Raw genomic sequence first — 23,902 nt, forward strand, 5'->3', positions numbered from 1 at the left:
TCCCGCCTGACCCGCTGGCATCGGCGATGAGCAACGAGGCTCGAAAACCGCCGGCCCAGATCGCGCTGAAGATCAGGCGCATTCTGGGCGGCAAGACCGGCTGGAACGGCGTCGCCGTCCAGTTTGCCTTCGCGGCGGTTTTGGGCTGGATCGCTTACGAAATCGTCTCCAACACCCGCGCCAACCTCGAGAACCAGCACATCGCCGCCGGCTTCGGTTTCCTGCGGAACAACGCCGGCTTCGACGTCAACCAGACCCTGATCGCCTACACCGGCTCGGACACGTTCCTGCGCGTGTTCATAGTTGGACTCCTCAACACGCTCGTGGTCTCGGTGGTGGGCATCGTGTTCGCCACCGTGATCGGCTTCATCGTCGCGCTGTGCCGGCTGTCGCCGAACTGGCTACTGTCGCGCGTCGGCGAGATCTATGTCGAGATCATCCGCAACCTGCCGGTGCTGTTCCAGATCCTGTTCTGGTACCTGGCGGTGCTCGCGGCCCTGCCCAATCCGCGGCAGAGCATCTCGCTGCTCGGCATCGCCTTCATCAGCAATCGCGGCCTCGTCATTCCCAGCCCGATCGGCGGGAGCGGCTTCGCGCCTTTTCTGGCCATGCTGGCGCTCGGCATCGTCGCCTCGCTGGCGCTGCGCTTCCATGCCCGGCGTGCGCTGTTTCAGGAAGGGCGGATGATCCGGATCTGGCCCTATGTGCTGGGCCTGCTGTTCGCCCTGCCGCTCGCGACCATGCTGGTGTTCGGATTGCCCTTCACCTTCGAGCTGCCGCAGCTCAAGGGGTTCAACTTCGCCGGCGGCTCGCGCATCATCCCGGAGTTCGTGGCGCTGACGCTGGCGCTGTCGACTTATACCGCCGCCTTCATCGCCGAGATCGTGCGCGCCGGCATCCTGTCCGTCCATACCGGGCAGATGGAGGCGGGGTCGTCGCTGGGGCTCAGCCGCGGCACCACGCTGCGCCTGATCGTCGTGCCGCAGGCGATGCGCGTGATCGTGCCGCCGCTGACCAACCAGTACCTCAACCTCACCAAGAACTCCTCGCTGGCGGTCGCGATCGGCTATCCCGACCTCGTCTCGGTGTTCGCCGGCACGTCGCTGAGCCAGACCGGGCAGGCGATCGAGATCATCGCCATGACGATGGGCGTCTATCTCCTGATCTCGCTGCTGACCAGCGCGGTCATGAGCGTCTACGGTTGGCGCGTCAGCCGGAGTCTGGGCGCATGAGCGACATCACCTCGTCCGCCTATGTCCGCCGGGACCTGCTCACCGAGCGTCCCGCACCGGTCAAGACCACGGGCTTCATCGGCCTGATGCGCACGCGCCTGTTCAATTCGCCCACCAACATCCTGCTCACGATCGTGGGCGCGTTGCTGCTCTGGTTCACCGTCGTTCCCGCCGTCAAATTCCTGATGGTCGATGCGGTCTGGACCGGCCAGGACCGCGCGGCGTGCCTGACCGAGAATGCCGGCTTCGCGGTCGGCGCCTGCTGGCCCTACATCCAGGCCAAGCTGCCGCAACTGATCTACGGCTTCTATCCCGAGGCCGAGCGGTGGCGGGTCAATCTCACGCTGGCGCTGTCGGTGGTCCTGCTGGTGCCGCTGCTGATTCCGCGCCTGCCGGCGAAGGGGCTCAATGCCGGCCTGTTCTTCTTCGCCTTTCCGGTGGTCGCGTTCTTCCTGCTGCATGGCGGCGGCATCAAGGGCTTTGGCCTGAGCTGGACCGCCGACTTGCTGCAATTGTTCGATGACAGCATCGTCGGCGCCGGGCAGAGCCTGCTCAGTCTGAGCAAGACCTCAGCCATCGCGCCGCTGCTGTGGGTCGCCGGCAACCTCGTCATGCTGGTCGGCACGGCGATCCATTGGCTGGTCTTTCCGCTGACCTGGCTGCGCGACCAGATCCAGGGTTCGGGGCAGTCGGTGTGGGCCGACTTCGCCATCACGACCGTCGTGGTCTCCCTGATCGCGTTCTTTCTCGGCGGCGGCCTGCGCACCGGATGGCGTGCGCTCGCATCGAGCATCGCCACCTTCATCGCCATCGCAATCGTGATCAAGCTGATGGGCCTCGATCATGGCGGGCTGCCGATCGTGCAGACGAATTTGTGGGGCGGGCTCCTGGTGACGCTGGTGGTCTCCGTCACCGGAATCGTCACCTCGCTGCCGATCGGCATCGCGCTGGCGCTCGGCCGCCGCTCGACCATTCCGCTGATCCGGATCTTCTCGATCGCCTTCATCGAGTTCTGGCGCGGCGTGCCGCTGATCACCGTGCTGTTCTTCGCCACCTACATGCTGCCTTTGTTCCTGCCGGGCAATTTCACGGTCGACGGTCTCGTCCGCGCGCTGATCGGCATCGCCCTGTTCACGGGCGCCTATCAGGCCGAGAACGTTCGCGGCGGCCTCGCCGCGATCCCGCGCGGGCAGGGCGAGGCCGCCGCGGCCCTCGGGTTGTCCTGGTGGAAGACCACCTCGCTGATCGTGCTGCCGCAGGCGCTGCGCCATGTCATCCCGAACCTCGTCAATAGCTTCATCTCGCTGTTCAAGGACACCTCGCTGGTCTCGATCGTGGCGCTGTTCGACCTGCTCGGCTCGCTGCGGGCGTCGTTCTCGGATCCGAAATGGTCGACGCCGTCGACCGCGTTCACCGGCTTTGCCTTCGCCGGCATCATCTACTTCCTCTTCTGCTTTGGAATGTCGCGCTACTCGCTCTTCGTCGAGCACCGCCTCAACGCTCACCGTCGCAACTGATCGAGGTCACCATGTCCGACCCCATCGTCAAGATTTCCGGCCTCAACAAATGGTACGGCGAATTTCACGTGCTGCGCGACATCGACCTCGAGGTTCGCAAGGGCGAACGCATCGTGATCTGCGGCCCCTCGGGCTCGGGCAAGTCGACGCTGATCCGCTGCATCAATGCGCTGGAGGAATTCCAGGAGGGCGAGATCGTCGTCGACGGCATCGCGCTCGGGCCGAACCTCAAGCACATCGACGCGGTCCGGCGCGAGGTCGGCATGGTGTTCCAGAGCTTCAATCTGTTCCCGCATCTGACCGTGCTGGACAATTGCACGCTGGCGCCGATCTGGGTCCGCAACATTCCCAAGAGGGACGCCGAGGCGACCGCGATGAAATTCCTGGAGCGGGTCAAGATCCCGCACCAGGCCAACAAGTTTCCGGGACAGATGTCCGGCGGCCAGCAGCAGCGCGTCGCCATCGCCCGCGCGCTGACGATGAATCCGAAGGTCATGCTGTTCGACGAGCCGACCTCGGCGCTCGACCCCGAAATGGTCAAGGAGGTGCTCGACACCATGGTCGACCTCGCTGAGGAGGGCATGACCATGCTGGTCGTGACCCACGAGATGGGCTTTGCCCGCGAGGTCGCCAACCGCGTCGTGTTCATGGACGCCGGCCAGATCATCGAGGCGAACACGCCGAATGAGTTCTTCGCCGCGCCTCAGCATGCGCGTACGAAGCTGTTTTTGAGCCAGATCCTGCGGTGAAGCGATCTGCCGTAGGGTGGGCAAAGCGTAGTGTGCCCGCCATTCCGTCCGCGCTCGGAAAGCGATGGTGGGCACGGCGCAAGCGCACCGTTGCCCACCCTACGACACTTCGCCACTCGCTCCCTAAACGAACGGCGGCTTGATGTTGCTGCGCTTCTCGAGCCATTCCGGCACGGGCAGGTTCTTGGCGCGCATGAAGTCGGCATTGAACAGCTTCGACTGATAGCGGCTGCCGGAATCGCACAGCACGGTGACGATGGTCTTGCCGGGCCCGAGCTGTTTTGCCAGCCGCATCGCGCCCGCGATGTTGATGCCGGTCGAGCCGCCGAGGCACAGGCCTTCGTGCTGGAGCAGCTCGTAGATCACGGTGACGGCTTCGGCATCGGGAATGAGATAGGCCTCATCCACCTTCGCGCTCTCGACGATCGCGGTCGCGCGGTTGAGGCCGATGCCCTCCGTGATCGAGCCGCCGGGCGTCGCCTTCGCATCGCCGCTGCGGAAATATTCGAACATGCCGGCGCCATGCGGATCGGCGCAGGCGATACGGACGTTCTTGTTCTTCTCTTTCAGATAGCGGCTGGTGCCGGCGAGGGTGCCGCCGCTGCCGACCGAGCAGACGAAGCCGTCGACCTTGCCGCCGGTCTGCTCCCAGATCTCGGGGCCGGTTGACTCGTAATGCGCTTTGGCGTTGTCGAGGTTATTCCACTGGTCGGCGAACAGCACGCCGTTGGGCTCGGTCTTGCGCAGCTCGTCGGCGAGGCGGCGGCCGACATGCTGATAGTTGTTGGGATTGGCGTAAGGAAGCGCCGGCACTTCGATCAACTCGGCGCCGCACAGCTTCAGAAAGTCCTTCTTCTCCTGGCTCTGCGTCTCCGGGATCACGATCAGCGTGCGATAGCCGCGGGCGCTCGCCACGACGGCAAGGCCGATGCCGGTGTTGCCGGCGGTCGCTTCCACCACGAGGCCGCCCGGCTTCAGCTCGCCGCGCTTCTCCGCTTCCAGGATCATCCATTTGCCGGCGCGGTCCTTGACCGACTGGCCCGGATTCATGAACTCGGCCTTGCCGAGGATGGTGCAGCCGGTCGCCTCCGAGGCGCGCTTGAGCTTGATGAGCGGGGTGTTGCCGATGGCTTCGACAACGTCGTTTTTGATGGTCATGTCAGGCAATTACCGGCTGGTTCACAAGGTGGGCGCGACCCTAAAGTAGGGGGGCTGGCCTTACAAGCGACCCCTTGCAGGCCACCCCCGCAAACTCTTATTGCTGCTTTGCGAAGATGACCTGCCGGACGTCGATATTCCCGGACAGGAAGCCGGCCTCGCAATAGGACAGATAATACTCCCAGAGCCGCCGGAACCGGTCGTCGAAGCCCAGCGGCACGAGGCCCGGCCATGCGACGTGGAAGTTATTCCGCCAGGTGGCCAGCGTCTTGGCATAATCTTGCCCGAAGATGCGCTCGCGGATGACGGGCAGTCCGAACCTGTCGCCGAGCGACTTGAGCACGGCGGGCGAGGGCAGCATGCCGCCCGGGAAGACGTAACGCTGGATGAAGTCCACCTCGCGCCGGTAGCCCTGGAACAGCCGGTCCTGGATGGTGATCGCCTGGATGCCGGCAAGTCCGCCGGGCAGCAGCCGGTCACGCAACTGTGCGAAATATTTCGGCCAGAACTGCTCGCCGACGGCCTCGATCATCTCGATCGAGGCGATACGGTCGTAGCGATCGCGCTCGTCGCGATAATCCTGAAGACGGATCTCGACCTTTTCGCCAAGGCCTGCCGCGTGAATGCGCTTCTGCGCGAAATCGCGCTGTTCGGTCGAGATCGTCAGCCCGACCACGCGCGTGCCGAACGTCTTTGCGGCGAACTCGGCGAAGCCGCCCCAGCCGCAGCCGATCTCGAGCAGCGTCTGGTCCGGCTTCAGGTCGAGCGCCTCGGCGAGCCGACGGTATTTGTTGGTTTGGGCTGCCGCGAGATCGGAGGTGCTCTCCTCGAACAGCGCCGAGGAATAGGTCATGCCGGGATCGAGCCAGGCCGAATAGAACGCGTTGCCGATGTCGTAATGGGCGTGGATGTTGCGCCGGGCCTGGCGGCGGGTGTTGCGGTGGAGCCAGTGCTGCAGCACCTGCACGAAACGCATCAGCGGCTTGTCGTCTAGCATGGCCTGGATCAGATCGTGATTGACGCAGAACAGATAGAGGAATTGCGTCAGGTCCGGCGTGTCCCAGTCGCCGGCGAGATAGGCCTCCGCGATGCCGATGTCACCGGCGTTGATGAGACGCGAAGCGAAGCCGTAATTGTGCAGCCGCATCGCGGCATTCGGGCCCGGCTCCTGGCCGCCGAGGCGGATCACGCGTCCGTCAGGCAGCGTCACGTCGAGCGTTCCGCGCCGCAGCCGCGAGCCGAAGCTGAGTGCAAGGCGAACCACGCGCGGCAGATCGGCGAGCACTGTGTCGATGGTGTCTGACGTCACTGAAATGGTATGCGACATCGGCGGATCCATCACCTGAACGGATACTGTCCGGCCACAAGCCAGGCGCGCGCCTACACCTCATATCGCTGCACCCGAGCGCGCCCCGCAAACGGTCAGCATCGAATCATATAGGTGCGCGTTGCGCCGGCCGCCAAGATGCTCCCGGTGCGGGGATTGCGTGCGCCAGTGCTGCCACGGCCGGGCCAGCTGCGGTGCGCTGCGGCGCAGGTTTCAGTGGAGCGCTGCCGCGACCGGTGGTCCTGGCGCCGGCGCGGCGGCAATATCACATGAAATCTTGGTAAGCTTGAATGCGCCTCGGAGCGGCGCAGGAATGCGGAAAACCCCTGCGACACAGGCATATCTTGTCTTTTCGTGATCTCGTGATCGGCGTATTCGGGCGCGCATTTCGCACTTGCGGGACTGTCCCGCTGTTCCGCGCCCCGCTAGTATGGATGTCAGGTTCCGCAGAAAGCATCACCGCCGTGAGCGAGTTACATCAAGGCCCCCGGCCATCCGCCCGCGAATCGGTTAATCCGGCTCTGCGGTGGCGGCTCGATCTGCCCGGCGGGGGGTGGATGTGACACAGCACGGTCCTGCGGTCGCCATGCGGCGATCTCCTGGCCTGACGTCCCGGCCGCTGCGTGCGGCGCGCTGGATCGCGGTGCTGTGCGTTGCCGCCAGTTCAGGGGCCTGCGTGCTGACGCAGGATCTGCCTGATCCCGCGCTCGACGTTCCCACCAATTACAAATACGCCGGCAAGGTGGATGCGCCGCCGACGCTGGATTGGTGGCGCGGCTTCCGCTCGGCGGAGCTGACGCAGTTGATGGAGGAGGCGCAGACCGTCAATCTCGACATCGCCGCCGCGGTGGCGCGCATCGTCCAGGCCGACGCGCAGGCGCGGCAGGCGGGCGCGGCGCTGTTGCCGAGCGTGTCGACAGGCGGATCGGAGACGTATTCGCGCACCTCCGGCTCGAGCGCCTCGGGCCTGTCCATCGGCGGCCGCGAAGTCGTCAACTATTCGGCCTCGCTGAGCGCGAGCTATCAGCTCGATTTCTGGGGCCAGAACCGCGACGCGCTGCAAACGGCGGAAGAGACCGCAAACGCCAACCGCTTCGATCGCGACACGGTCGCGCTGACGACGCTCGCCGCCGTCGCCAACGCCTATTTCCAGGTGCTGGCCTCGCAGGACCGCTTGCGGACCGCCCAGCGCAATATCGCCAGCGCGCAGCGCATCCTCGATGCCATTCGCGAGCGCCGCAAGGCCGGCACCGGCACCGATCTCGACGTCGCGCAGCAGGAGAGCGTGCTCGCCAACCAGAAGGCGCTGGTGCCGCCGCTGCGCCAGACGCTGGACCAGAACGTCAATGCGCTCGCCGTGCTGGTCTCGCGCCCGCCGGAGAGCGTGCGCGTGCTCGGCGGCTCGCTGAACGGAATCGCGATTCCGCGCGTGACGCCCGGCCTGCCGTCGGAGCTTCTGACGCAGCGGCCGGACATCCGCCGCCAGGAGGCGCAACTCGCGTCCGCGACCGCCAACATCGGCAATGCCCGCGCGCAGTTCTTCCCGACCATCCAGCTCACCGGCAATGGCGGCTATCAGAGCTCGGCACTGGTGTCGCTGTTCCAGCCGCATGCGGCGTTCTTCCAGCTCGTCGGCAGCGCGACACAGCCGATCTTCGACGGTGGCAAGATCCTCGGCAATTTCGAACTCGCCAAGGCGCGGCAGGACGAATTGCTCCAGACCTACCGCAAGACCATCATCCAGTCGTTTGCCGACGTCGACAATGCGCTGTTCTCGATCAAGCAGACCACGATCAAGCTGCAATTGCAGCGTGACGTGCTCAACGCTTCGCGCCGCGCCTTCGACCTTGCCGAGCAGCAATTGCGCGCCGGCACCGCCGACATCGTGACCGTGCTCAACACCCAACTGACCCTGTTCCAGGCGGAAGACGCGCTGTCGCAGGCCCAACTCGCACGGCTTCTTGCCATCGTGAGCCTGTATCAGGCGCTCGGCGGCGGCTGGGAGCCGCGCATGGAGAAACCGGTCAATGCTCTTTAAGCCGGATACCAAGGAAGGCGCGAAGGAGGGCACGGCGAAGCGATCGCGCGGCCGCGGCTTCGTGATGACCCTGATCACGCTCGCGATCCTCGGCGGTCTCGGCTATTTCGGATGGACCGTCTGGCATCAGCAGCCGCAGCAGGCGAACGGCCGCAACCAGCGGCCCGATCTGCCGGTGCCGGTGCTGGCGGCAACCCCGCGCGTCCAGGACGTCCCGGTCTATCTCGACGGCGTCGGCGCGATCCGCGCGCTCAACACCGTCACCGTACGCTCGCAGGTCGACGGCAAGCTGATCGCCGTGAAGTTCACCGAAGGCCAGGACGTCAAGAAGGGCGACGTGCTCGGCGAGATCGATCCGGCGCTCTACCAGGCGACCTATGACCAGGCCGTCGCCAAGAAGGCGCAGGACGAGGCCCAGCTCGCCAACCAGCGCATCGACCTGACGCGCTACGAGCAGCTCGCCGCATCCAATGCCGGATCCAAGCAGCAGGCCGACACCCAGCGCGCGCTGGTGGCGCAGACCGAGGCACTGGTCAAGGCCGACCAGGCTGCGATCGACAATGCAGCGGCGACGCTGAGCTACACCAAGATCGTGGCGCCGCTCTCGGGGCGCGCCGGCCTGCGCCAGGTCGACCAGGGCAACATCATTCACGCCTCCGACACCACCGGCCTCGTGGTGATCACGCAATTGCAGCCGATCGCGGTGTGGTTCAGCCTGCCGCAGCAGCAGATCATGCGCGTCAATGCGGCGGCGTCGAAGGGCACGCTCGCGGTCGACGTGTTCGGCAATGACGGCATCACCGTGATCGACACCGGCAAGCTCACCGGCATCGACAACCAGGTCGACCAGACCACCGGCACGCTCAAGCTCAAGGCCGAGTTTCCCAACGCCAATTACCAGCTCTGGCCGGGCCAGTTCGTCAATGTCCGCCTCAAGGTCGAGACCCTGATGCAGGCGCTGGTGGTGCCGACATCGGCGGTGCAGCGCGGCCCGATCGGCACCTTCAGCTATGTCATCGGCGAGGACAATGTCGTCGCAGCCAAGCCGGTGACGGTGACGCAGCAGAACGAGCATGACGCCGTGATCGCCAGCGGCCTGTCGCCGAACGACAAGGTCGTCACCACGGGTTTTGCCAATCTGTCCGACGGCTCCAAGGTGGTCGTCGGCCGCGACGACCAGACCCCGTCGGCCGATCTCGCCCCACGCAAGCGTTCGCGCGGGCCGGACGCTCAGAAGAAGGATGGTGCCAAGGAAGGTCAGAAGGAAGGCCAAAAGGACGGTCAGAAGGACGGACAAGGCAAGGACGGCGAGTTCCGGGCCAAGCGGAAGAGCAGCGAAGGGGACCAGAAGGGGCAGACCGGGCCGGCACCGGGGCCGGGCGCATCGGGAAGTGGAGCCAAGCAGCCATGATCCCGACAACAGCCGCCTGAGCGGCAGGCATATCCCATGGGTGTCTCCGAACCCTTCATCCGCCGCCCGATCGCGACCTCGCTGCTCGGCATCGCGCTTCTGATCGGCGGGCTGCTGGGCTATTTCGCACTGCCGGTCTCGGCACTGCCGCAGGTCGATTTCCCGACCGTGCAGGTGACGACGCAGCTGCCGGGCGCAAGTCCCGACGTGATTGCCTCGCTGATCACCGCGCCACTGGAACGCCAGCTCGGCCAGATCCCGTCGCTGACGGCGATGAACTCGACGAGCTCGTTCGGCGTCAGCCAGATCTCGCTTCAGTTCGATCTCAACCGTGACATCGACGGCGCCACGCAGGACGTGCAGGCCGCGATCAACGCGGCGGCCGGAGTCTTGCCCAAGACGCTGCCTTATCCGCCGACCTACGCCAAGGTGAACCCGGCCGATGCGCCGGTGATGACGCTGGCGCTGCGCTCCGACACGATCTCGCTGCGCGCGATGAGCGACATCGCCGACACCATTCTGGCGCAACGCCTGAGCCAGATCTCCGGCGTCGGACGCGTCACGGTGCTCGGCGGATTGAAGCCGGCCGTGCGCATCCAGGCCGACCTCGCGCGGCTGGCCGCCTACGGCATCGCCATGGAGGACCTGCGCACCGCGATCGCCAATGCCAACGTCTCCGGGCCAAAGGGCTCGCTCGACGGCGCGCAGCAATCCTACATCATCGCCGCCAACGACCAGATCGCGGCCGCCGAGGCCTACAAGCCCATTATCATCGCCTACCGCAACGGCTCGCCCGTCGCCATCGCCGACGTCGCGCAGATCGTGGATGGCCTCGAGAACGACCGCACCGGCGGCTGGTACCAGGGCACGCCGGCCGTCATCATCGACATCCAGCGCCAGCCCGGCGCCAACGTCATCGATGTCGTCAGGCAGATCCGGGCTGAGATCCCGAAGGTCCAGCGCGCGATTCCGGCCGGCGTGAACCTCACCATCGTCTCTGACCGCACCGTCACCATCCGCGCCTCGGTCCGCGATGTGCAGTTCACGCTGATCCTCAGCGTCGTGCTGGTCACGCTGGTGGTGCTGCTGTTCCTGCGCTCGCTGCGGGCCACGCTGATCGCCGGCGTCGCGCTGCCGCTGTCGCTGATCACCAGCTTCGGCATCATGTATTTCGCCGGCTTCAGCCTCGACAATCTGTCGCTGATGGCGCTGACGATCGGCACCGGCTTCGTCGTCGACGACGCCATCGTCATGATCGAGAACATCGTCCGCCACATGGAGAACGGCGACAGTGCGATGGAGGCTTCGCTGAAGGGCGCCAGCGAAATCGGCTTCACCGTGATCTCGCTGACGGTGTCGCTGATCGCGGTGTTCATCCCACTGCTGTTCATGTCGGGCCTCGTCGGGCGCATGTTCCGCGAATTCGCGCTGACGCTGACCATCGCGGTCGTGACCTCGGCCGTGGTCTCGCTGACGCTGACGCCGATGATGTGCTCGCGGCTGCTCAAGCATGCGCATGAGGAGCTGGCGGTGCCGGGGCTGGCGGCGATCAGCCGCTTCATCGACCGCACCGTCGAGTTCTATCACCGGACGCTGCTGTGGGTGCTGGAGCGCCAGCGCGCCACGCTGCTCGTGACCTTCGCCACGCTGGTTGCGACGCTGGTTCTTTACGCCGTCGCGCCGAAGGGCTTCCTGCCGCTCCAGGACACCGCATCGATCACGGCCGTCACCGAGGCCGGGCCCGACGTCTCGTTCGCGGAGATGCAGAAGCGGCAGGCCGCGGCGGCCGATGCCATCAAGGCCGACCCCGACGTGGTCGGCGTCGTCTCCGTGATCGGCGCCGGCTCGGTCAACCCGACCACCAATGTCGGCCGCCTCGTCATGTCCTTGAGGCCGCGCGGCGAGCGGCGGGACGATGTCAGTGAGGTCGTGACCCGGCTGAAGCAGCGCGTCTCGGGCATTCCCGGCATGACCGTCTATTTCCAGCCGGTGCAGGACGTGCAGATCTCGACCCAGTCGAGCCGTTCACAATATCAGTACACGCTGACCGGGACCGATGCGGCGCAGGTGTCGGAATGGGCCGGCAGGCTGGTTGCGGAGATGCGCCGCGATCCGCTGTTCCGCGACGTTTCCTCCGAAGCGCAGGAAGGCGGCCTGCGAGCGCAGCTCACGGTCGACCGCACCCGCGCGGGACAGCTCGGCGTGAGCCTGCAAGGGATCACCGACACGCTCAACGACGCTTTTGCACAGAGGCAGATCTCGACGATCTACGGCCAGGCCAACCAGTACCGCGTGGTGCTGGAGGCGCTGCCGATGTACCAGCGCGATCCCTCGATCCTGTCGAAACTCTATCTGCCGGGCGCCGCGAGCAGCGTCGTGGGCGCGCCCAACGCGCAGGTGCCGCTCTCCGCCGTGGCGACGCTGACGCGCACCACCGCGCCGCTCGCGATCTCGCACCAGGCGCAATTCCCGGCGATCTCGCTCAGCTTCAACCTCGCGCCGGGCGCGGCGCTCGGCGATGCGGTCGAGGCGGTGAAGACGATCGAGACCCGGATCGAGATGCCCAACAGCATCGTCGGCGTCTATGCAGGCGATGCCGCCGAGTTCGCCAAGGCGCTCGCCGGCCAGCCCTGGCTGCTGCTCGCCGCCGTGATCACGATCTACATCGTGCTCGGCGTGCTCTATGAGAGCTACATTCACCCCATCACCATCCTGTCGACGCTGCCCTCGGCCGGCGTCGGCGCCATCCTGGCGCTGGTGCTGTGCGGGCAGGACCTCTCGGTGATCGGCCTGATCGGCATCATCCTGCTGATGGGCATCGTCAAGAAGAACGCGATCATGATGATCGACTTCGCGCTGGAGGCCGAGCGCGGGCAGGGGATGCCGCCCAACGAGGCGATCGTGCAGGCCTGTCTCCTGCGCTTCCGTCCCATCATGATGACGACGCTGGCCGCGCTGTTCGGCGCGCTGCCGCTGGCGATCGAGAGCGGCACCGGCGCCGAGCTGCGCTTCCCGCTCGGCGTCTCCATCATCGGCGGCCTGCTGCTCAGCCAGCTCTTGACGCTCTACACCACGCCGGTGATCTACCTCGCGCTCGACCGCATCAACCGCCGTCTCGAACAGGCGCTGCCGCCGGCCGCGTCAGGCGGCCCACCGGTCGCGGGCGCGACCGAGGGGATGCAGTGATGGCATCGATCTCGGAGCCCTTCATCCGCCGCCCGGTCGCGACCACGCTGCTGTCGATCGGGTTGTTCCTGCTGGGTGTCGTTGCCTACGATTTCCTTCCCGTTGCTTCGGTCCCGAACGTCGACTTCCCCGCCATCTTCGTCTCAGCCAGCCGGCCCGGCGCCGACCCGTCGGTGATGGCCGCAACGGTGGCTTCACCATTGGAGCGCCGGCTCGGCGAGATCGCCGGCATCAACCAGATCACCTCGACCTCGACGCTCGGCAACACCAGCATTCAGCTCCAGTTCGACATCGGCCGCAGCATCGACAAGGCCGCGCGCGACGTGCAGGCGGCGATCAACGCCGCCATGGTCGACCTGCCGAGCGACCTGCCGACGCTGCCGCGCTTCCGCAAGGCCAACACGGCCGGCGCGCCCGTCTTCGTGCTGGCGCTGACCTCCACGACGCTTGCTGCCAGCGCGATCTACGACGTCGCCGACACCGTGCTGGCGCAGCGCATCTCGCAGGTCCCAGGCGTCGGCAACGTGGCCATCAGCGGCGCCGATCAACCGGCGGTCCGCGTCCAGCTCAATCCGGTGGCACTCTCGAACGCAGGCATTGCCACCGACGACGTCCGCACCGCGATTATCAACGCCAATCCGCTCGGCCCGGTCGGGATCTTCAACGGCGAACGCCAGAGCGAAACGCTGGCGCTCAACAAGCAGATGCGCACGGCGAAAGAATTCCGCGACATCGTCATCAAGAGCTCGAACGGCAATTTCGTGCGGCTGTCCGACGTCGCCGACATCGAGGACTCCGTCCGCAACGCTCGTTCCATCGCCTGGTTCAACAAGCAGCCGGCCGTGCTGATCCAGATCACAAAGCAGGGCGATGCCAACGTGATCGACACCGTGGACCGCGTGAAAGCGCTGATCCCCGAGCTGAAGCAATGGATTCCGGCCGGCGTGGAAGTTTCCACCCTGGTCGACCGCACCAGCACGATCCGCGCCAGCGTGCTCGACATGCAGTGGACGCTGCTCGCGACGGCCATATTGGTGATGGTCGTGGTGTTCGTGTTCCTGCGGCGGCTGACGCCGACGATCGCGGCCGGCATTTCGGTGCCGCTGGCGCTGGCCGGCACCTGCGCCGGCATGTGGGTCGCGGACTTCTCGATCGACAATCTGTCGCTGATGGCGCTCGCGATCTCGGTCGGCTTCGTGGTCGACGACGCCATCGTCATGATCGAGAACATGTACCGCAATCTCGAGCACGGCATGCGGCCGATGCAGGCGGCGCTGGAGGGCGCGAAGCAGATCGGCTTCACGGTGGTTTCGATCAGCCTGTCGCTGATCGCGGCCTTCACGCCGCTGATCTTCATGGACGGCATCGTCGGCCGTCTCCTGCGCGAATTCTCGCTGACGCTGACCTTCGCGATCGTGGTCTCGACGCTGGTGTCGCTGACGGTCACGCCGATGATCTGCGCTCATTACATCCGGCAGACCACGTCCGGCACGGCAACGCTGTTCGATCGCATCATCGAGGGCTCGCTGTCCCGCATCGTCGCCTTCTACGCCCGCACCTTGCGCACCGCGCTGGAATATCCGTTGCTGACGCTGCTGGTGTTCTTCGCCACCATCGGCCTCACCGTGACGCTCTACATCAAGGTCCCCAAGGGCTATTTCCCGACCGACGATTCCGGCTTCGTGATCGGAGCGACGCGCGCCTCGGCCGATATCTCGTTCCAGTCGATGCTCGGCCTTCAGCAGCGGCTAGCCGACATCGTGATGAAGGATCCGGCCGTGGCCGGCATCGGTTCGACCGTCGGCGCGGGAGGCGGGCCGGGGGGAGCGACCTCCAACCGCGGCATCATGTATATCAGCCTGAAGCCGCCGGAGGAGCGCGACCACGTCTCGACGGAGGTCGTGATCGACCGTCTGAGACGCGCGCTCTACCCCGTGGCCGGCATCCGTCTCTTCATGTTCGCCGCCCAGGACGTCCGCGCCGGCGGGCGGCAGAGTGATTCCGACTACCAGTACACGCTGACCAGCACCGATCTCAGCCTGCTGCAGAAGTGGGCGCCCATCGTTGCCAAGCGCATGGAGAGCGTCGAGGGCATCACCGACATTTCCAGCGACCGCGATCCTGGCGGCCTTCAATTGACCCTGAGCATCGACCGCCAGAAGGCCTCGGCACTCGGCGTCCGCGTCCAGGACATCGACAACGCGCTCAACAACGCGTTCTCGCAGCGGCAGATCGGGATCATCTACACCCAGCGCAACCAGTACATGACCGTGCTGGAGATCGACCCGAAATTCCAGGTCGATCCGTCCAACCTCGAGCGCATCTATGTCGCGGGCGCGGGCGACGCGCAGGTGCCGCTATCCGCTGTGGTTCACGCCACGCGCGGCCTCGCCGCCCTCGCGGTCTATCACTCGCAGTCGTTTCCCTCGACCACGGTGTCGTTCAATCTCTTGCCGAACGTGCAGCTTCAGGCGGCGACCCAGAACATCCAGCGGGCGGTGGAAGAACTGCACATGCCCGAAGGCATCCGCGGCAGCTTCGACGGCAATGCCGGCGATTTCGCCAAGACCAGCGGCCGCCAGCCGCTGCTCATCCTCGGCGCACTGGTGGCGATGTATATCGTGCTCGGCGTGCTCTATGAGAGCCTTGCCCATCCGCTGACGATCATCTCGACGCTGCCCTCGGCGGGCCTCGGCGCGCTGCTGGCCTTGCAGATCACCAACACGCCGCTGACCGTGATCGCCTTCGTCGGCATCATCCTGTTGATCGGCATCGTCAAGAAGAACGGCATCATGATGGTGGACTTCGCGCTCGATGCCGAGCGTCAGCGCGGCCTGTCGTCGGCGGAGGCGATCTTCGAGGCCTGCCAGGCGCGCTTCCGCCCGATTCTGATGACGACCATGGCCGCCTTGTTCGCCGGCATCCCGCTGGTGGTCGCGACCGGTCCCGGCACGGAACTTCGACGCCCGCTCGGCATCACCATCATCGGCGGCCTGTTCGTCTCGCAGGTCCTGACGCTCTACACCACGCCGGTGATCTACCTCCTGATCGACCGCCTGCGCCGCCGCTCCGAGCCGCGGCCGGTGCCAGCGCCGGCTGAATAGGCGGGTTGTTGAAGGCCCGCGCAAAGCGTATAGCGGCGGCCATGTCAGACCCCACCGCCGCGCCGGCCGATCCGATCCCTGAATGCCCACACTGCCAGAAGCCAATGCCGCTGTGCATCTGCGACAGTGTCACGCCGATTGAAAACCGGCTCTCGCTGCTGATTCTCCAGCATCCGCAGGAGCAGGACAGGGCGCTCGGCACCGCGCGGCTGCTGGCGAAACATTTCGAAGATGCCACGGTCCGCGTCGGCCTGTCCTGGCCGAGCCTGTCCAAGGCGCTGGGGCAGCCGGTGGAGAACGCCTCGCATTGGGGCGTGCTCTATCTCGGTTCAGCCCGCGCGGCCGACCTCGAAGCCGAGGCCGAGATCGTCGCGCTGAACCGCAAGGGCGAGGTGGCGGACAATCAGCGCACGCGCCTCGGCAAGCTCGAAGGCGTGGTGCTGCTCGACGGCACCTGGAGCCAGGCCAAGGCGCTGTGGTGGCGCAATCCCTGGATGCTCAAGTGCCAGCGCGTGATCCTCAACCCGGCGCACCCGTCGCGCTACGGCCGCCTGCGCAAGGAGCCTCGCAAGGACGGCCTCTCGACCATCGAGGCGGCCGCGTCGATTCTGGCCGGTCTCGAACGGCGCCCTGATATCGCCGAGACCCTGCACGCCAGTTTTGAACGAATGTTGACCCGCTACCGCGAGGTCCAGGCCGAGCTGCCGGAACTGGCGCCAAAGCCGGCTGCGAAGGACCGCCGGCGCGGTGTCCGGCGGCGCAAGCGCGCCTGACTTCGGCCCTTCACCCATACGGTTGATTGCTCGACGACGGGGTGGCGGATAGAGACGATTGGCCGATAAGCCTGCTATCCTGGATCGGCATCGGATACCGGACGCGGAAGGGCAGTCGAATTCAGCTCGCAACGAAGGAGATCCTGGCACAGGCGACGCGGCTCGATCGTTGGGGCACGCTCGCGCTGATGGACATTTCGCTGCGCTACCGGCGTACCGTGATCGGCCCGCTCTGGATCACGCTGACCCTCGCGGCGACGATCGGCAGCGTCGGCACGGTCTATGCGGCGTTGTTCAAGCAGGACATCGCCAGCTTCCTGCCGCCCTTCGCCGTCGGCCTGATCGTTTGGACCCTGATCGCGACGACACTCCAGGAGGGGTCCAACATCTTCGTGGCCTCGGGCCATCTGATCAAGGCGGTGCCGGCGCCGCTGATCGTGCATGTGCTCCAGATGGTCGCGCGCAACGTCCTCATCTTCGCGCATCATTTGGTGATCGTCGTCCTGCTCTACATCGTGATGGCTTGGCCCTTGCAGTGGAGCATGCTGCTGGTGCTGCCCGGCTTTGCGATCCTGCTTGTGGTTCTCGTCGGCGGTTCGGTCGGACTCGGCTTGCTCTGCGCGCGCTTTCGCGACATCGGGACTGCAATCGTCAGCGGCCTGCAATTCATCTTCTTCCTGACGCCGATCATCTGGACCGAGGACACCGTGCGCGGAACCGCGTTCGCCTGGCTGACCCGCGCCAATCCGTTCGCGACGCTGCTCGATCTCGTGCGCAGGCCGCTGCTGTCGCAACCGACCGATCCGGAGCAATGGCTGCTCGGAATCATCTACGCGACCGCGGTCGCCGTGATTGCCCTGTTCGGCTACGCCCGCTATCGCCATCGCGTGGCGTATTGGCTGTGAGGCGCGCATGAGTCTTGCTGCCCACATCCTGCTCCGCAACGTGGCGGTGACCTTTCCCGTGCTGTCGTTCCGCGACCGTTCGCTGCGCAGCCGGCTCGTCAACGCGGTGACGCTGCGAAGGGCAGCGGCCGTCCCGCGCATCGTCTCTGCGCTCAGCGACGTCAGCCTCGACATCCGCGCCGGCGACCGGCTCGCCATCATCGGCGCCAACGGCGCCGGCAAGACCACGCTGCTGCGGGTGCTCGCCGGAATCTACCATCCGACCGCGGGCAGCGTCGACGTCGCCGGCCGCTGCCTGTCGCTGTTCGACCTCCAGGCCGGATTCGACGAGGAGGCGACCGGCTACGAGAACATCGTGCGGCGCGGGCTCGTGATCGGCGCGCGGCGCGCCGAGATCGACGCCCGGCGGGCGGAGATCGCCGAATTCACCGAGCTCGGCGACCGGCTCGACCTGCCGCTGCGCACCTATTCCAGCGGCATGATGCTGCGCCTGATCTTTGCGGTCGCAACCGCCGTGGAGGGCGAGATCGTGCTGCTCGACGAATGGATCGGCGTCGGCGACCAGCAATTCCGTAAGAAGGCGCGGCAGCGGCTGGATGAGATCGTCGCCCGCGCCGGCATCCTGGTGCTGGCCTCGCACGACGTCGAGCTCATCAAGAGCACTTGCAACCGTGCGATCCTGCTGGAGCAGGGGAGGATCACCGCGGCCGGCACGACCGATGAGATTCTCGACCGCTATCTCGGCGGAGCGAAGGCGTAACCACCCGGTCGGGGTTGCTTAAGCCATTGATCCCCTATATTGGTCCGCCCTTACGGGGCCACGTGGCGGAGTGGTTACGCAACGGTCTGCAAAACCGTGTACACCAGTTCAATTCTGGTCGTGGCCTCCATCACAAGCTTCTGAATTTCCAGCACAAATTCGATTTTAGCGCGGTTCCGCGGCTCCCGCCGGCAATGCTGCCGCCCCGCGCGGCCACCGGGTTTGCCCGGGGCTTGGCGGAAACCTGCGATTCAGGTCCGCTGGCACAGACTTCGCATCTGCGAAGTGATGCGTTTCCCATCAACGAGCGTTGGAGCATCCGTGGGCGACATCGTCCGACTGGTCCCGAAATCCGAGCTGGAGCGGGCTCGCCTCATTCGCGAGGCCCGTGCGATCTATGACAGCATCTTTCCGCCGGCCGCGCCCGACCGGGCGCCGCAGGACGGCGAGGATCGCGTCAAGACGTGATCGGATAGCAAAACGCCCGCAGATCGCGGGCGCTTTCGGTTCACGGTGAAAGTGGCCTCAGCAGGCCGCGTACCAGCCGTCCGGAAACGGCAGCATGGGCCAGGCGCCCTCATTGTCATTGGCGGCCCTGAGCGTGCCCTGGGGCGTTGCGGCGTACGACCACGAGCGGGGCACGAATTCCTCCTCCGGCCCGGGCGCGAAATCTTCATTGATCATGGCGTCCCGGACGGTATCCAGCAGCAAATTGAATTCGGCTTCGCTCATCACACCCTCGCAGAACGCGGATGGCGCAATGTCGCAAAGCCGGTTTGTTACCCGGTTGAGCCGATCGTTCGCATTTTAACGATCGCCCGATCGGGGTCCATTTGGTTAGCGATTTGTAAAAATCCCCGCGGGAACCCTAGGTGCCTCGGGCTGGCCCTCCGTGTGAAAGAGATCACATTCTCTGCAGTTTATTTCTCCTACCCCTTCACGCCAGGGCGGGCAGGCAGAACGGAGACGGGTCATGAAGGCGAGGTTCTTGCGGTTTGCGGGTGTGAAGAGCCGGGCGCGCCGGGCCTCGACGGTCGGGCTGTTCCTGACGTTGTTCGCCACAGCCGCCAATGCGCAGCAGGGGACGCCGGAGCAGCGCCGAGCCTGCACCCCCGACGTCTACCGGCTTTGCGCCGGCGAGATTCCCAACGTCCGCGCCATCACGGCCTGCCTGCGCCGTAACAGGTCGAGCTTGAGCGAGGCTTGCCGCACCGTGTTCGATCAGGCCGGCGGCTGACATACCTGGCCTGTGGGTTTGTGCGCAGCAAGTGGCCCGCGCGGGCTCGCGAATCCGGCATGGTGGGCCTGTGGATATGCTGCGGACAGGCTGTGGAGGGCTTTGCAGTACTGCGGGCGCAGAATTAGATGTGCCGGACCATCGTCATATCTCTGTCAAATGATCTCACGTTATAATTCGCTGATAGTGCAGACTGCTGCGTAGCGCGAGATCATTTGGTTCCTCCGAATTCGGAATTACATTCGCTTCGCCCCTCACGCGCGAACAGTTTTTGTGCAGTCGCCTGCCCAAATCGCAGGCCCCTCCATCCAATTTTTTGTACGCCCGCGGACAAGCTTCCCCTGCGCACTCCACCTAGGCTCGCTCCCGAGATCTGGAACATGGCCCATGCCATGGCAATTCGAAGGAGTGGGACGATGGAGAGACGGGTATTGCCCCAGGCGCGGGGAACGGCGCGCGCATCATTGTCATGGCGCAAGGTCGCGCTCGGCGCCGCCATCGCTTTCGGACTGGTCGCCGCTGCGCCGCTGAGCGCGAAGGCCGCGGCGCCTGCGGCCTGCGCCGCGCTCCAGGACAAATATCCGGACTGGAAGGGCAAGACGCTGGTCAACGCCATCAACCCGCACACGCCGGGCTACGAGACGATCGACCCGAAGGATCCCGGCAAATATATCGGCTTCGACATCGATCTCGGCGAGGCCATCGGCGAATGCCTCGGCTTCAAGCTGACCTACAAGCCGGTGACGTTCGCCGCGCTCCTGACCACGCTCGCCGCCGGCCAGGCCGACATCGTGATCTCCGACATCTACGCCACCAAGGAGCGCGCAAAAGCGGCCGACTTCATCACCTATTCGAAAGTGTTCGACGGCGTGCTGGTCGCCAAGGGCAATCCGAAGGGCATCAACGGCATCAACATGTCGATGTGCGGCACGGCGGCCGCCGAGAACACCGGCTATGTCGAGGTGCCCCTGATCCAGGCCCTGATCCCGGAGTGCAAGAAGGCCGGCAAGGCGGAGCCGACCATCCAGCTCTACGACAACAACGCCAACTGCATCCAGGCGATCCTCGCCGGCCGCGCCGACACCTACATCAACGACGTCAACACCGTCGACAGCGCGGTGAAGGCCTATCCGGACAAGCTGGAGAAGGCGCTCGCGGTGACGATCCCGTATTCGGTCGGCATCGCAGTCCCGAAGGACAAGCCGAAATTCCGCGACGCCGTGATGGCGGCACTGATCGAGGTGCAGAAGGCCGGCACGCACATGGAGCTTCTGAAGAAGCACGGCCTCGACGTGAACAACTTCAAGGAGCCGGACATCCTGACGGCTGACTGAGTGCGGTTTACCTCTCCCCGACGAGGAGAGGTCGGCGCGAAGCGCCGGGTGAGGGGGGCGGCAAACACGGTGCAGCGTAAGCCCTCACCCGGATCGCATCGGACGATGCGATCCGACCTCTCCCTACGGGCGAGGTGCCGGTGCTCGCGGCGCGCGCCCTCAACCAAACCTGATCCCACTCTGATGACGGCTGGCTGATGTCGCTGTTCCTCCATTATCTGAGCATGCCGTATCTGCTCGAGGGCATCGAGCTCACTCTCGAGGTGACCGCCCTCGGGCTCGGCGGCGGGTTGATCCTCGGATTGATCCTGGCCGGCATGCAGCTCTCGCGCTTCTGGCTGCTGGCGGCGATCGCCAGGGCCTATACCGTGATCTTCCGCGGCACGCCGCTGATCCTGCAAATGGTGTTTGCCTACGACGCGCTGCCCCATATCGGCATCAAGCTGCCGGCAGTGCTCGCTGCGGGCCTTGCGCTCGCCTGCAACGAGGCGCCGTTCATCGCGGAGATGTTGCGCGCCGGCGTGCTCGGCGTCGACCGCGGGCAGGTGACGGCCGGCCAGGCGCTCGGCATGACGCCCCGGATTTTGATGTGGCGGGTGATCGCGCCGCAGGCGATCCGCACCATGATTCCTGCGTTTGGCAACGAGGCCGTCAGCGCGCTGAAGAATTCCTCGTTGGCCTCCGTCGTCGCCGTCCAGGAGCTGACGCTGCGCTCGACCCAGCTGGCGTCCTCGACCTTCGACTTCTTCTCGATCTTCTTCGCTTCGGGCCTTTTGTATCTCGTGCTGACGGCCTCCATCAGCGTCATCCAGCTCTTCGTCGAATGGCTGCTCGACCTCGACCGCAACAAGGGCCGCCAGCGCAAGCTCGCCGATTACCTGCCGTGGCGCCGCGTCGACCTCGGTACGAAGCTCGACCTTGCCGTAGCCACCGTCGATGCTCCCGAGCCCGCGCAGCCAGAGCTCACCGATACGCCGCCGCTGGCCTTGACCCGCGAGGAGCGCACCCGGCGCGCCGCGACCATCGCGCGCAACAACATCGCGGTCGAGACCAAGGACCTCACCAAGAGCTACGGCCCGCAAAAGGTGCTCGGCGGCCTCGATCTCACCGTTCGCGTCGGCGAGGTGGTCGCGCTGCTCGGGGCCAGCGGCTCCGGCAAGAGCACGCTGCTCCGCTGCATCAACCATCTCGAAGGTTGGGATTCCGGCACCGTGCGCGTCGGCGGCCGCCGCCTCGGTTTTGGCGACGACGGCAAGCTCTTGTCGCCGAGGGCGATCGCCAACGAGCGGGCAACCGTCGGCGTCGGCATGGTATTCCAGCAGTTCAACCTGTTCGCCCATCTTTCGGCCAAGGAAAACATCGCCGGTCCTCTGCGATGGGTGCACGGCATGACCCGCATCGACGCCGAGCGCCGCGCCGCCGAGCTGCTCGACCGCGTCGGTCTCTCGCATCGCGCCGACGCGCTGCCGCGCCATCTCTCCGGCGGCCAGCAGCAGCGCGTCGCCATCGCCCGCGCGCTGGCGCCCAATCCGAGCGTGCTGCTGCTGGACGAGCCGACCTCGGCGCTCGATCCCGAGCTCGTCAACGAAGTGCTGGAGGTGATCCGTCGCCTCGCCATCGACGACGGTCTCACCATGATCATCTCGACCCACCAGATCCGCTTTGCCGATGAGGTCGCCGATCGCGTCGCTTTCCTGAGCGGCGGCGCGATCATCGAGGAGGGGCCCGCGCACGAGGTGCTCTCCAATCCCCGCAATCCGCTGACGGCGCGTTTCCTCAGCGTGATGGAAGCCGACAAGACGCCGGAGGCGGTGCGATGAGCGCCGTCTCCACAAGGTTCAAGACTCCCGAAGAGGCCACCTCATGACGCATTTCACGCTGCCGGTTTCGCCGAAAACCGTCCACTGGGGCTATTTCTCCAAGACAGTCGCGCCGGCCCTGACGCTGCGCTCGGGCGATCGCGCCACCATCGAGACGCTGACCCATCACGCCAATGACGATTACGAGCGCATGATCCAGAGCGACCCCGGCGCCGAAAGCGTGTTCCAGTGGACGCGCGAGCACAAGGCGGTGGCGCGGCGCGGCTCAGGCCCGGTCGAAGGTCCCTTCATCCGCGGCGCAGGCGAGGGGATCGGCGTGCATCTCCTCACCGGTCCCGTGGCGATCGAAGGCGCCGAGCCCGGCGACATTCTGGAGGTGCGCATCCTCGATATCAGGCCGCGGCCGAGCTGCAGCGCCTGCCACGCCGGTCGCTGCTTCGGCTCCAACGTCGCGGCGAACTGGGGCTTTCACTATCACGATCTGATCGAGGAGCCGAAGCCGCGCGAGGTCGTCACCATCTTCGAGCTCGACACCTCGGGTGAGCCCTACGCGAAAGCTGTCTACAACTACGTCTGGACGCCGCAGACCGATCCCGACGGCATCGTGCATCCGACCATCGACTATCCCGGCGTCCGCGTCGACCACGCCACCATCAGGAAGCGCGAGAACATTCTCGCCAGCGTGAAGGTCCCGGCGCGGCTGCATTTCGGCACCATGGGGCTCGCTCCTTCCGAGGCTGACTTCGTCAGTTCGATCCCGCCGGGCTATACCGGCGGCAACATCGACGACTGGCGTATCGGCAAGGGAGCGCGGATGTTCTACCCGGTCGCGGTCCCCGGCGCCTATTTTTCGGTCGGCGATCCCCATGCCGCGCAAGGCGACAGCGAGCTCGGCGGCACCGCGATCGAGACCTCGCTGACCGGCGATTTCGAGTTCATCCTGCACAAGAAGGCCGATCTCGCCGGCACCCATCTCGAAGGTCTCGATCATCCGATGCTGGAGACCGACCACGCCTGGTCGTTCTACGGCTTCACCTATCCGAACTATCTCGCCGAACTCGGCGCCGATGCACAAACCGAGATTGCCAATCACTCGAGCCTCGACCGTGCGATGCGCGATGCGTTCCGAAAGCTGCGCCGGTTCCTGATGACGGTGCACGGCCTTAGCGAGGACGAGGCGATCTCGCTGCTGTCGGTCGGCGCCGATTTCGGCGTCACGCAGGTCGTCGATGCCAATTGGGGCGTCCACGGCACGATCCGCAAGAACATCTTCCGGTGCGACTAAAGCGTTGAGACACATTTCGTTTCTGGGATGAGCGCGTGAAGGACGAACCATATCTGCGGCCCGTGG

The 23,902-nt window shown here is 65.6% G+C and carries 18 protein-coding genes and 1 tRNA gene; 16 read left to right on the forward strand and 3 right to left on the reverse strand.

Translation table 11 applies throughout. The annotated features are described in order from the left end of the window. The first annotated feature begins 26 nt into the window (after window positions 1-26). From I3J27_RS18650 to I3J27_RS18660, 3 genes are read left to right on the forward strand one after another with little or no spacing between them, the layout of a single operon-like run. Window positions 27-1,232, forward strand: a complete 1,206-nt coding sequence (locus I3J27_RS18650; protein WP_270172209.1) for an amino acid ABC transporter permease — start codon at window positions 27-29, stop codon at window positions 1,230-1,232. Further along, entirely contained in the window at window positions 1,229-2,749 is a 1,521-nt protein-coding gene (locus I3J27_RS18655) for an amino acid ABC transporter permease (protein WP_270172211.1), read from the forward strand. The genes I3J27_RS18650 and I3J27_RS18655 overlap by 4 nt, the downstream gene beginning before the upstream one ends. A gap of 11 nt (window positions 2,750-2,760) precedes the next feature. Continuing rightward, window positions 2,761-3,498, forward strand: a complete 738-nt coding sequence (locus tag I3J27_RS18660; protein ID WP_270172218.1) for an amino acid ABC transporter ATP-binding protein — start codon at window positions 2,761-2,763, stop codon at window positions 3,496-3,498. 123 nt (window positions 3,499-3,621) lie between these two features. Here the strand turns inward: I3J27_RS18660 and I3J27_RS18665 are convergent, their stop codons facing one another. Both I3J27_RS18665 and I3J27_RS18670 read right to left on the reverse strand, forming a co-directional pair. Continuing rightward, window positions 3,622-4,656, reverse strand: a complete 1,035-nt coding sequence (locus I3J27_RS18665) for a cysteine synthase A (RefSeq protein WP_270172220.1) — start codon at window positions 4,654-4,656, stop codon at window positions 3,622-3,624. 97 nt (window positions 4,657-4,753) lie between these two features. After that, on the reverse strand, window positions 4,754-5,983 hold the full coding sequence (locus I3J27_RS18670; protein ID WP_270172222.1) for an SAM-dependent methyltransferase: 1,230 nt from the start codon (window positions 5,981-5,983) through the stop codon (window positions 4,754-4,756). Window positions 5,984-6,569: 586 nt separating this feature from the next. Between I3J27_RS18670 and I3J27_RS18675 the strand changes: the two genes are divergently transcribed. The 9 genes from I3J27_RS18675 (at window position 6,570) to I3J27_RS18715 (ending at window position 18,628) form a co-directional block, all read left to right on the forward strand. Next, complete coding sequence (locus I3J27_RS18675) at window positions 6,570-8,021, forward strand: efflux transporter outer membrane subunit (protein ID WP_270172224.1); 1,452 nt, start codon at window positions 6,570-6,572, stop codon at window positions 8,019-8,021. Further along, window positions 8,011-9,432 carry an efflux RND transporter periplasmic adaptor subunit gene (locus I3J27_RS18680; protein WP_270172226.1) on the forward strand — a complete coding sequence of 474 codons (1,422 nt, stop codon included), beginning with the start codon at window positions 8,011-8,013 and terminating at the stop codon, window positions 9,430-9,432. Before I3J27_RS18675 ends, I3J27_RS18680 begins: the two co-directional genes overlap by 11 nt. Before the next feature lie 36 nt (window positions 9,433-9,468). Next, a complete protein-coding gene (locus I3J27_RS18685) occupies window positions 9,469-12,618 on the forward strand; it encodes an efflux RND transporter permease subunit (protein ID WP_270172229.1) in 3,150 nt (1,049 codons plus the stop codon). Continuing rightward, window positions 12,618-15,722, forward strand: a complete 3,105-nt coding sequence (locus tag I3J27_RS18690; RefSeq protein ID WP_270172231.1) for an efflux RND transporter permease subunit — start codon at window positions 12,618-12,620, stop codon at window positions 15,720-15,722. Before I3J27_RS18685 ends, I3J27_RS18690 begins: the two co-directional genes overlap by 1 nt. A gap of 41 nt (window positions 15,723-15,763) precedes the next feature. After that, window positions 15,764-16,495 (forward strand): tRNA-uridine aminocarboxypropyltransferase, encoded by a 732-nt coding sequence (locus I3J27_RS18695; protein ID WP_270172233.1) that lies wholly within the window; start codon window positions 15,764-15,766, stop codon window positions 16,493-16,495. Between the two features lie 41 nt (window positions 16,496-16,536). After that, complete coding sequence (locus I3J27_RS18700; protein ID WP_270172235.1) at window positions 16,537-17,400, forward strand: ABC transporter permease; 864 nt, start codon at window positions 16,537-16,539, stop codon at window positions 17,398-17,400. Between the two features lie 7 nt (window positions 17,401-17,407). Beyond that, complete coding sequence (locus tag I3J27_RS18705; RefSeq protein WP_270172237.1) at window positions 17,408-18,160, forward strand: ABC transporter ATP-binding protein; 753 nt, start codon at window positions 17,408-17,410, stop codon at window positions 18,158-18,160. A 56-nt stretch (window positions 18,161-18,216) separates the two neighbouring features. Then, window positions 18,217-18,290: transfer RNA gene (locus tag I3J27_RS18710), tRNA-Cys, on the forward strand. 191 nt (window positions 18,291-18,481) lie between these two features. Further along, a complete protein-coding gene (locus tag I3J27_RS18715; RefSeq protein WP_270172239.1) occupies window positions 18,482-18,628 on the forward strand; it encodes a hypothetical protein in 147 nt (48 codons plus the stop codon). Window positions 18,629-18,685: 57 nt separating this feature from the next. Here I3J27_RS18715 and I3J27_RS18720 read toward each other — a convergent pair whose 3' ends face one another. Beyond that, window positions 18,686-18,892: a hypothetical protein gene (locus tag I3J27_RS18720; protein WP_270172241.1), complete on the reverse strand. Its 207-nt coding sequence runs from the start codon at window positions 18,890-18,892 to the stop codon at window positions 18,686-18,688. A 241-nt stretch (window positions 18,893-19,133) separates the two neighbouring features. Between I3J27_RS18720 and I3J27_RS18725 the strand changes: the two genes are divergently transcribed. The 4 genes from I3J27_RS18725 (at window position 19,134) to I3J27_RS18740 (ending at window position 23,836) form a co-directional block, all read left to right on the forward strand. Then, complete coding sequence (locus I3J27_RS18725) at window positions 19,134-19,397, forward strand: hypothetical protein (protein WP_270172243.1); 264 nt, start codon at window positions 19,134-19,136, stop codon at window positions 19,395-19,397. Between the two features lie 416 nt (window positions 19,398-19,813). Next, a complete protein-coding gene (locus I3J27_RS18730; RefSeq protein ID WP_270172245.1) occupies window positions 19,814-20,731 on the forward strand; it encodes an ABC transporter substrate-binding protein in 918 nt (305 codons plus the stop codon). Window positions 20,732-20,928: 197 nt separating this feature from the next. Further along, window positions 20,929-22,551 carry an amino acid ABC transporter permease/ATP-binding protein gene (locus I3J27_RS18735; RefSeq protein WP_270172247.1) on the forward strand — a complete coding sequence of 541 codons (1,623 nt, stop codon included), beginning with the start codon at window positions 20,929-20,931 and terminating at the stop codon, window positions 22,549-22,551. A gap of 43 nt (window positions 22,552-22,594) precedes the next feature. After that, window positions 22,595-23,836 (forward strand): acetamidase/formamidase family protein, encoded by a 1,242-nt coding sequence (locus I3J27_RS18740; protein ID WP_270172249.1) that lies wholly within the window; start codon window positions 22,595-22,597, stop codon window positions 23,834-23,836. The last annotated feature ends 66 nt before the right edge of the window (window positions 23,837-23,902 follow it).

It is taken from the genome of Bradyrhizobium xenonodulans (assembly GCF_027594865.1).
Classification (GTDB): Bacteria; Pseudomonadota; Alphaproteobacteria; order Rhizobiales; family Xanthobacteraceae; genus Bradyrhizobium; species Bradyrhizobium xenonodulans.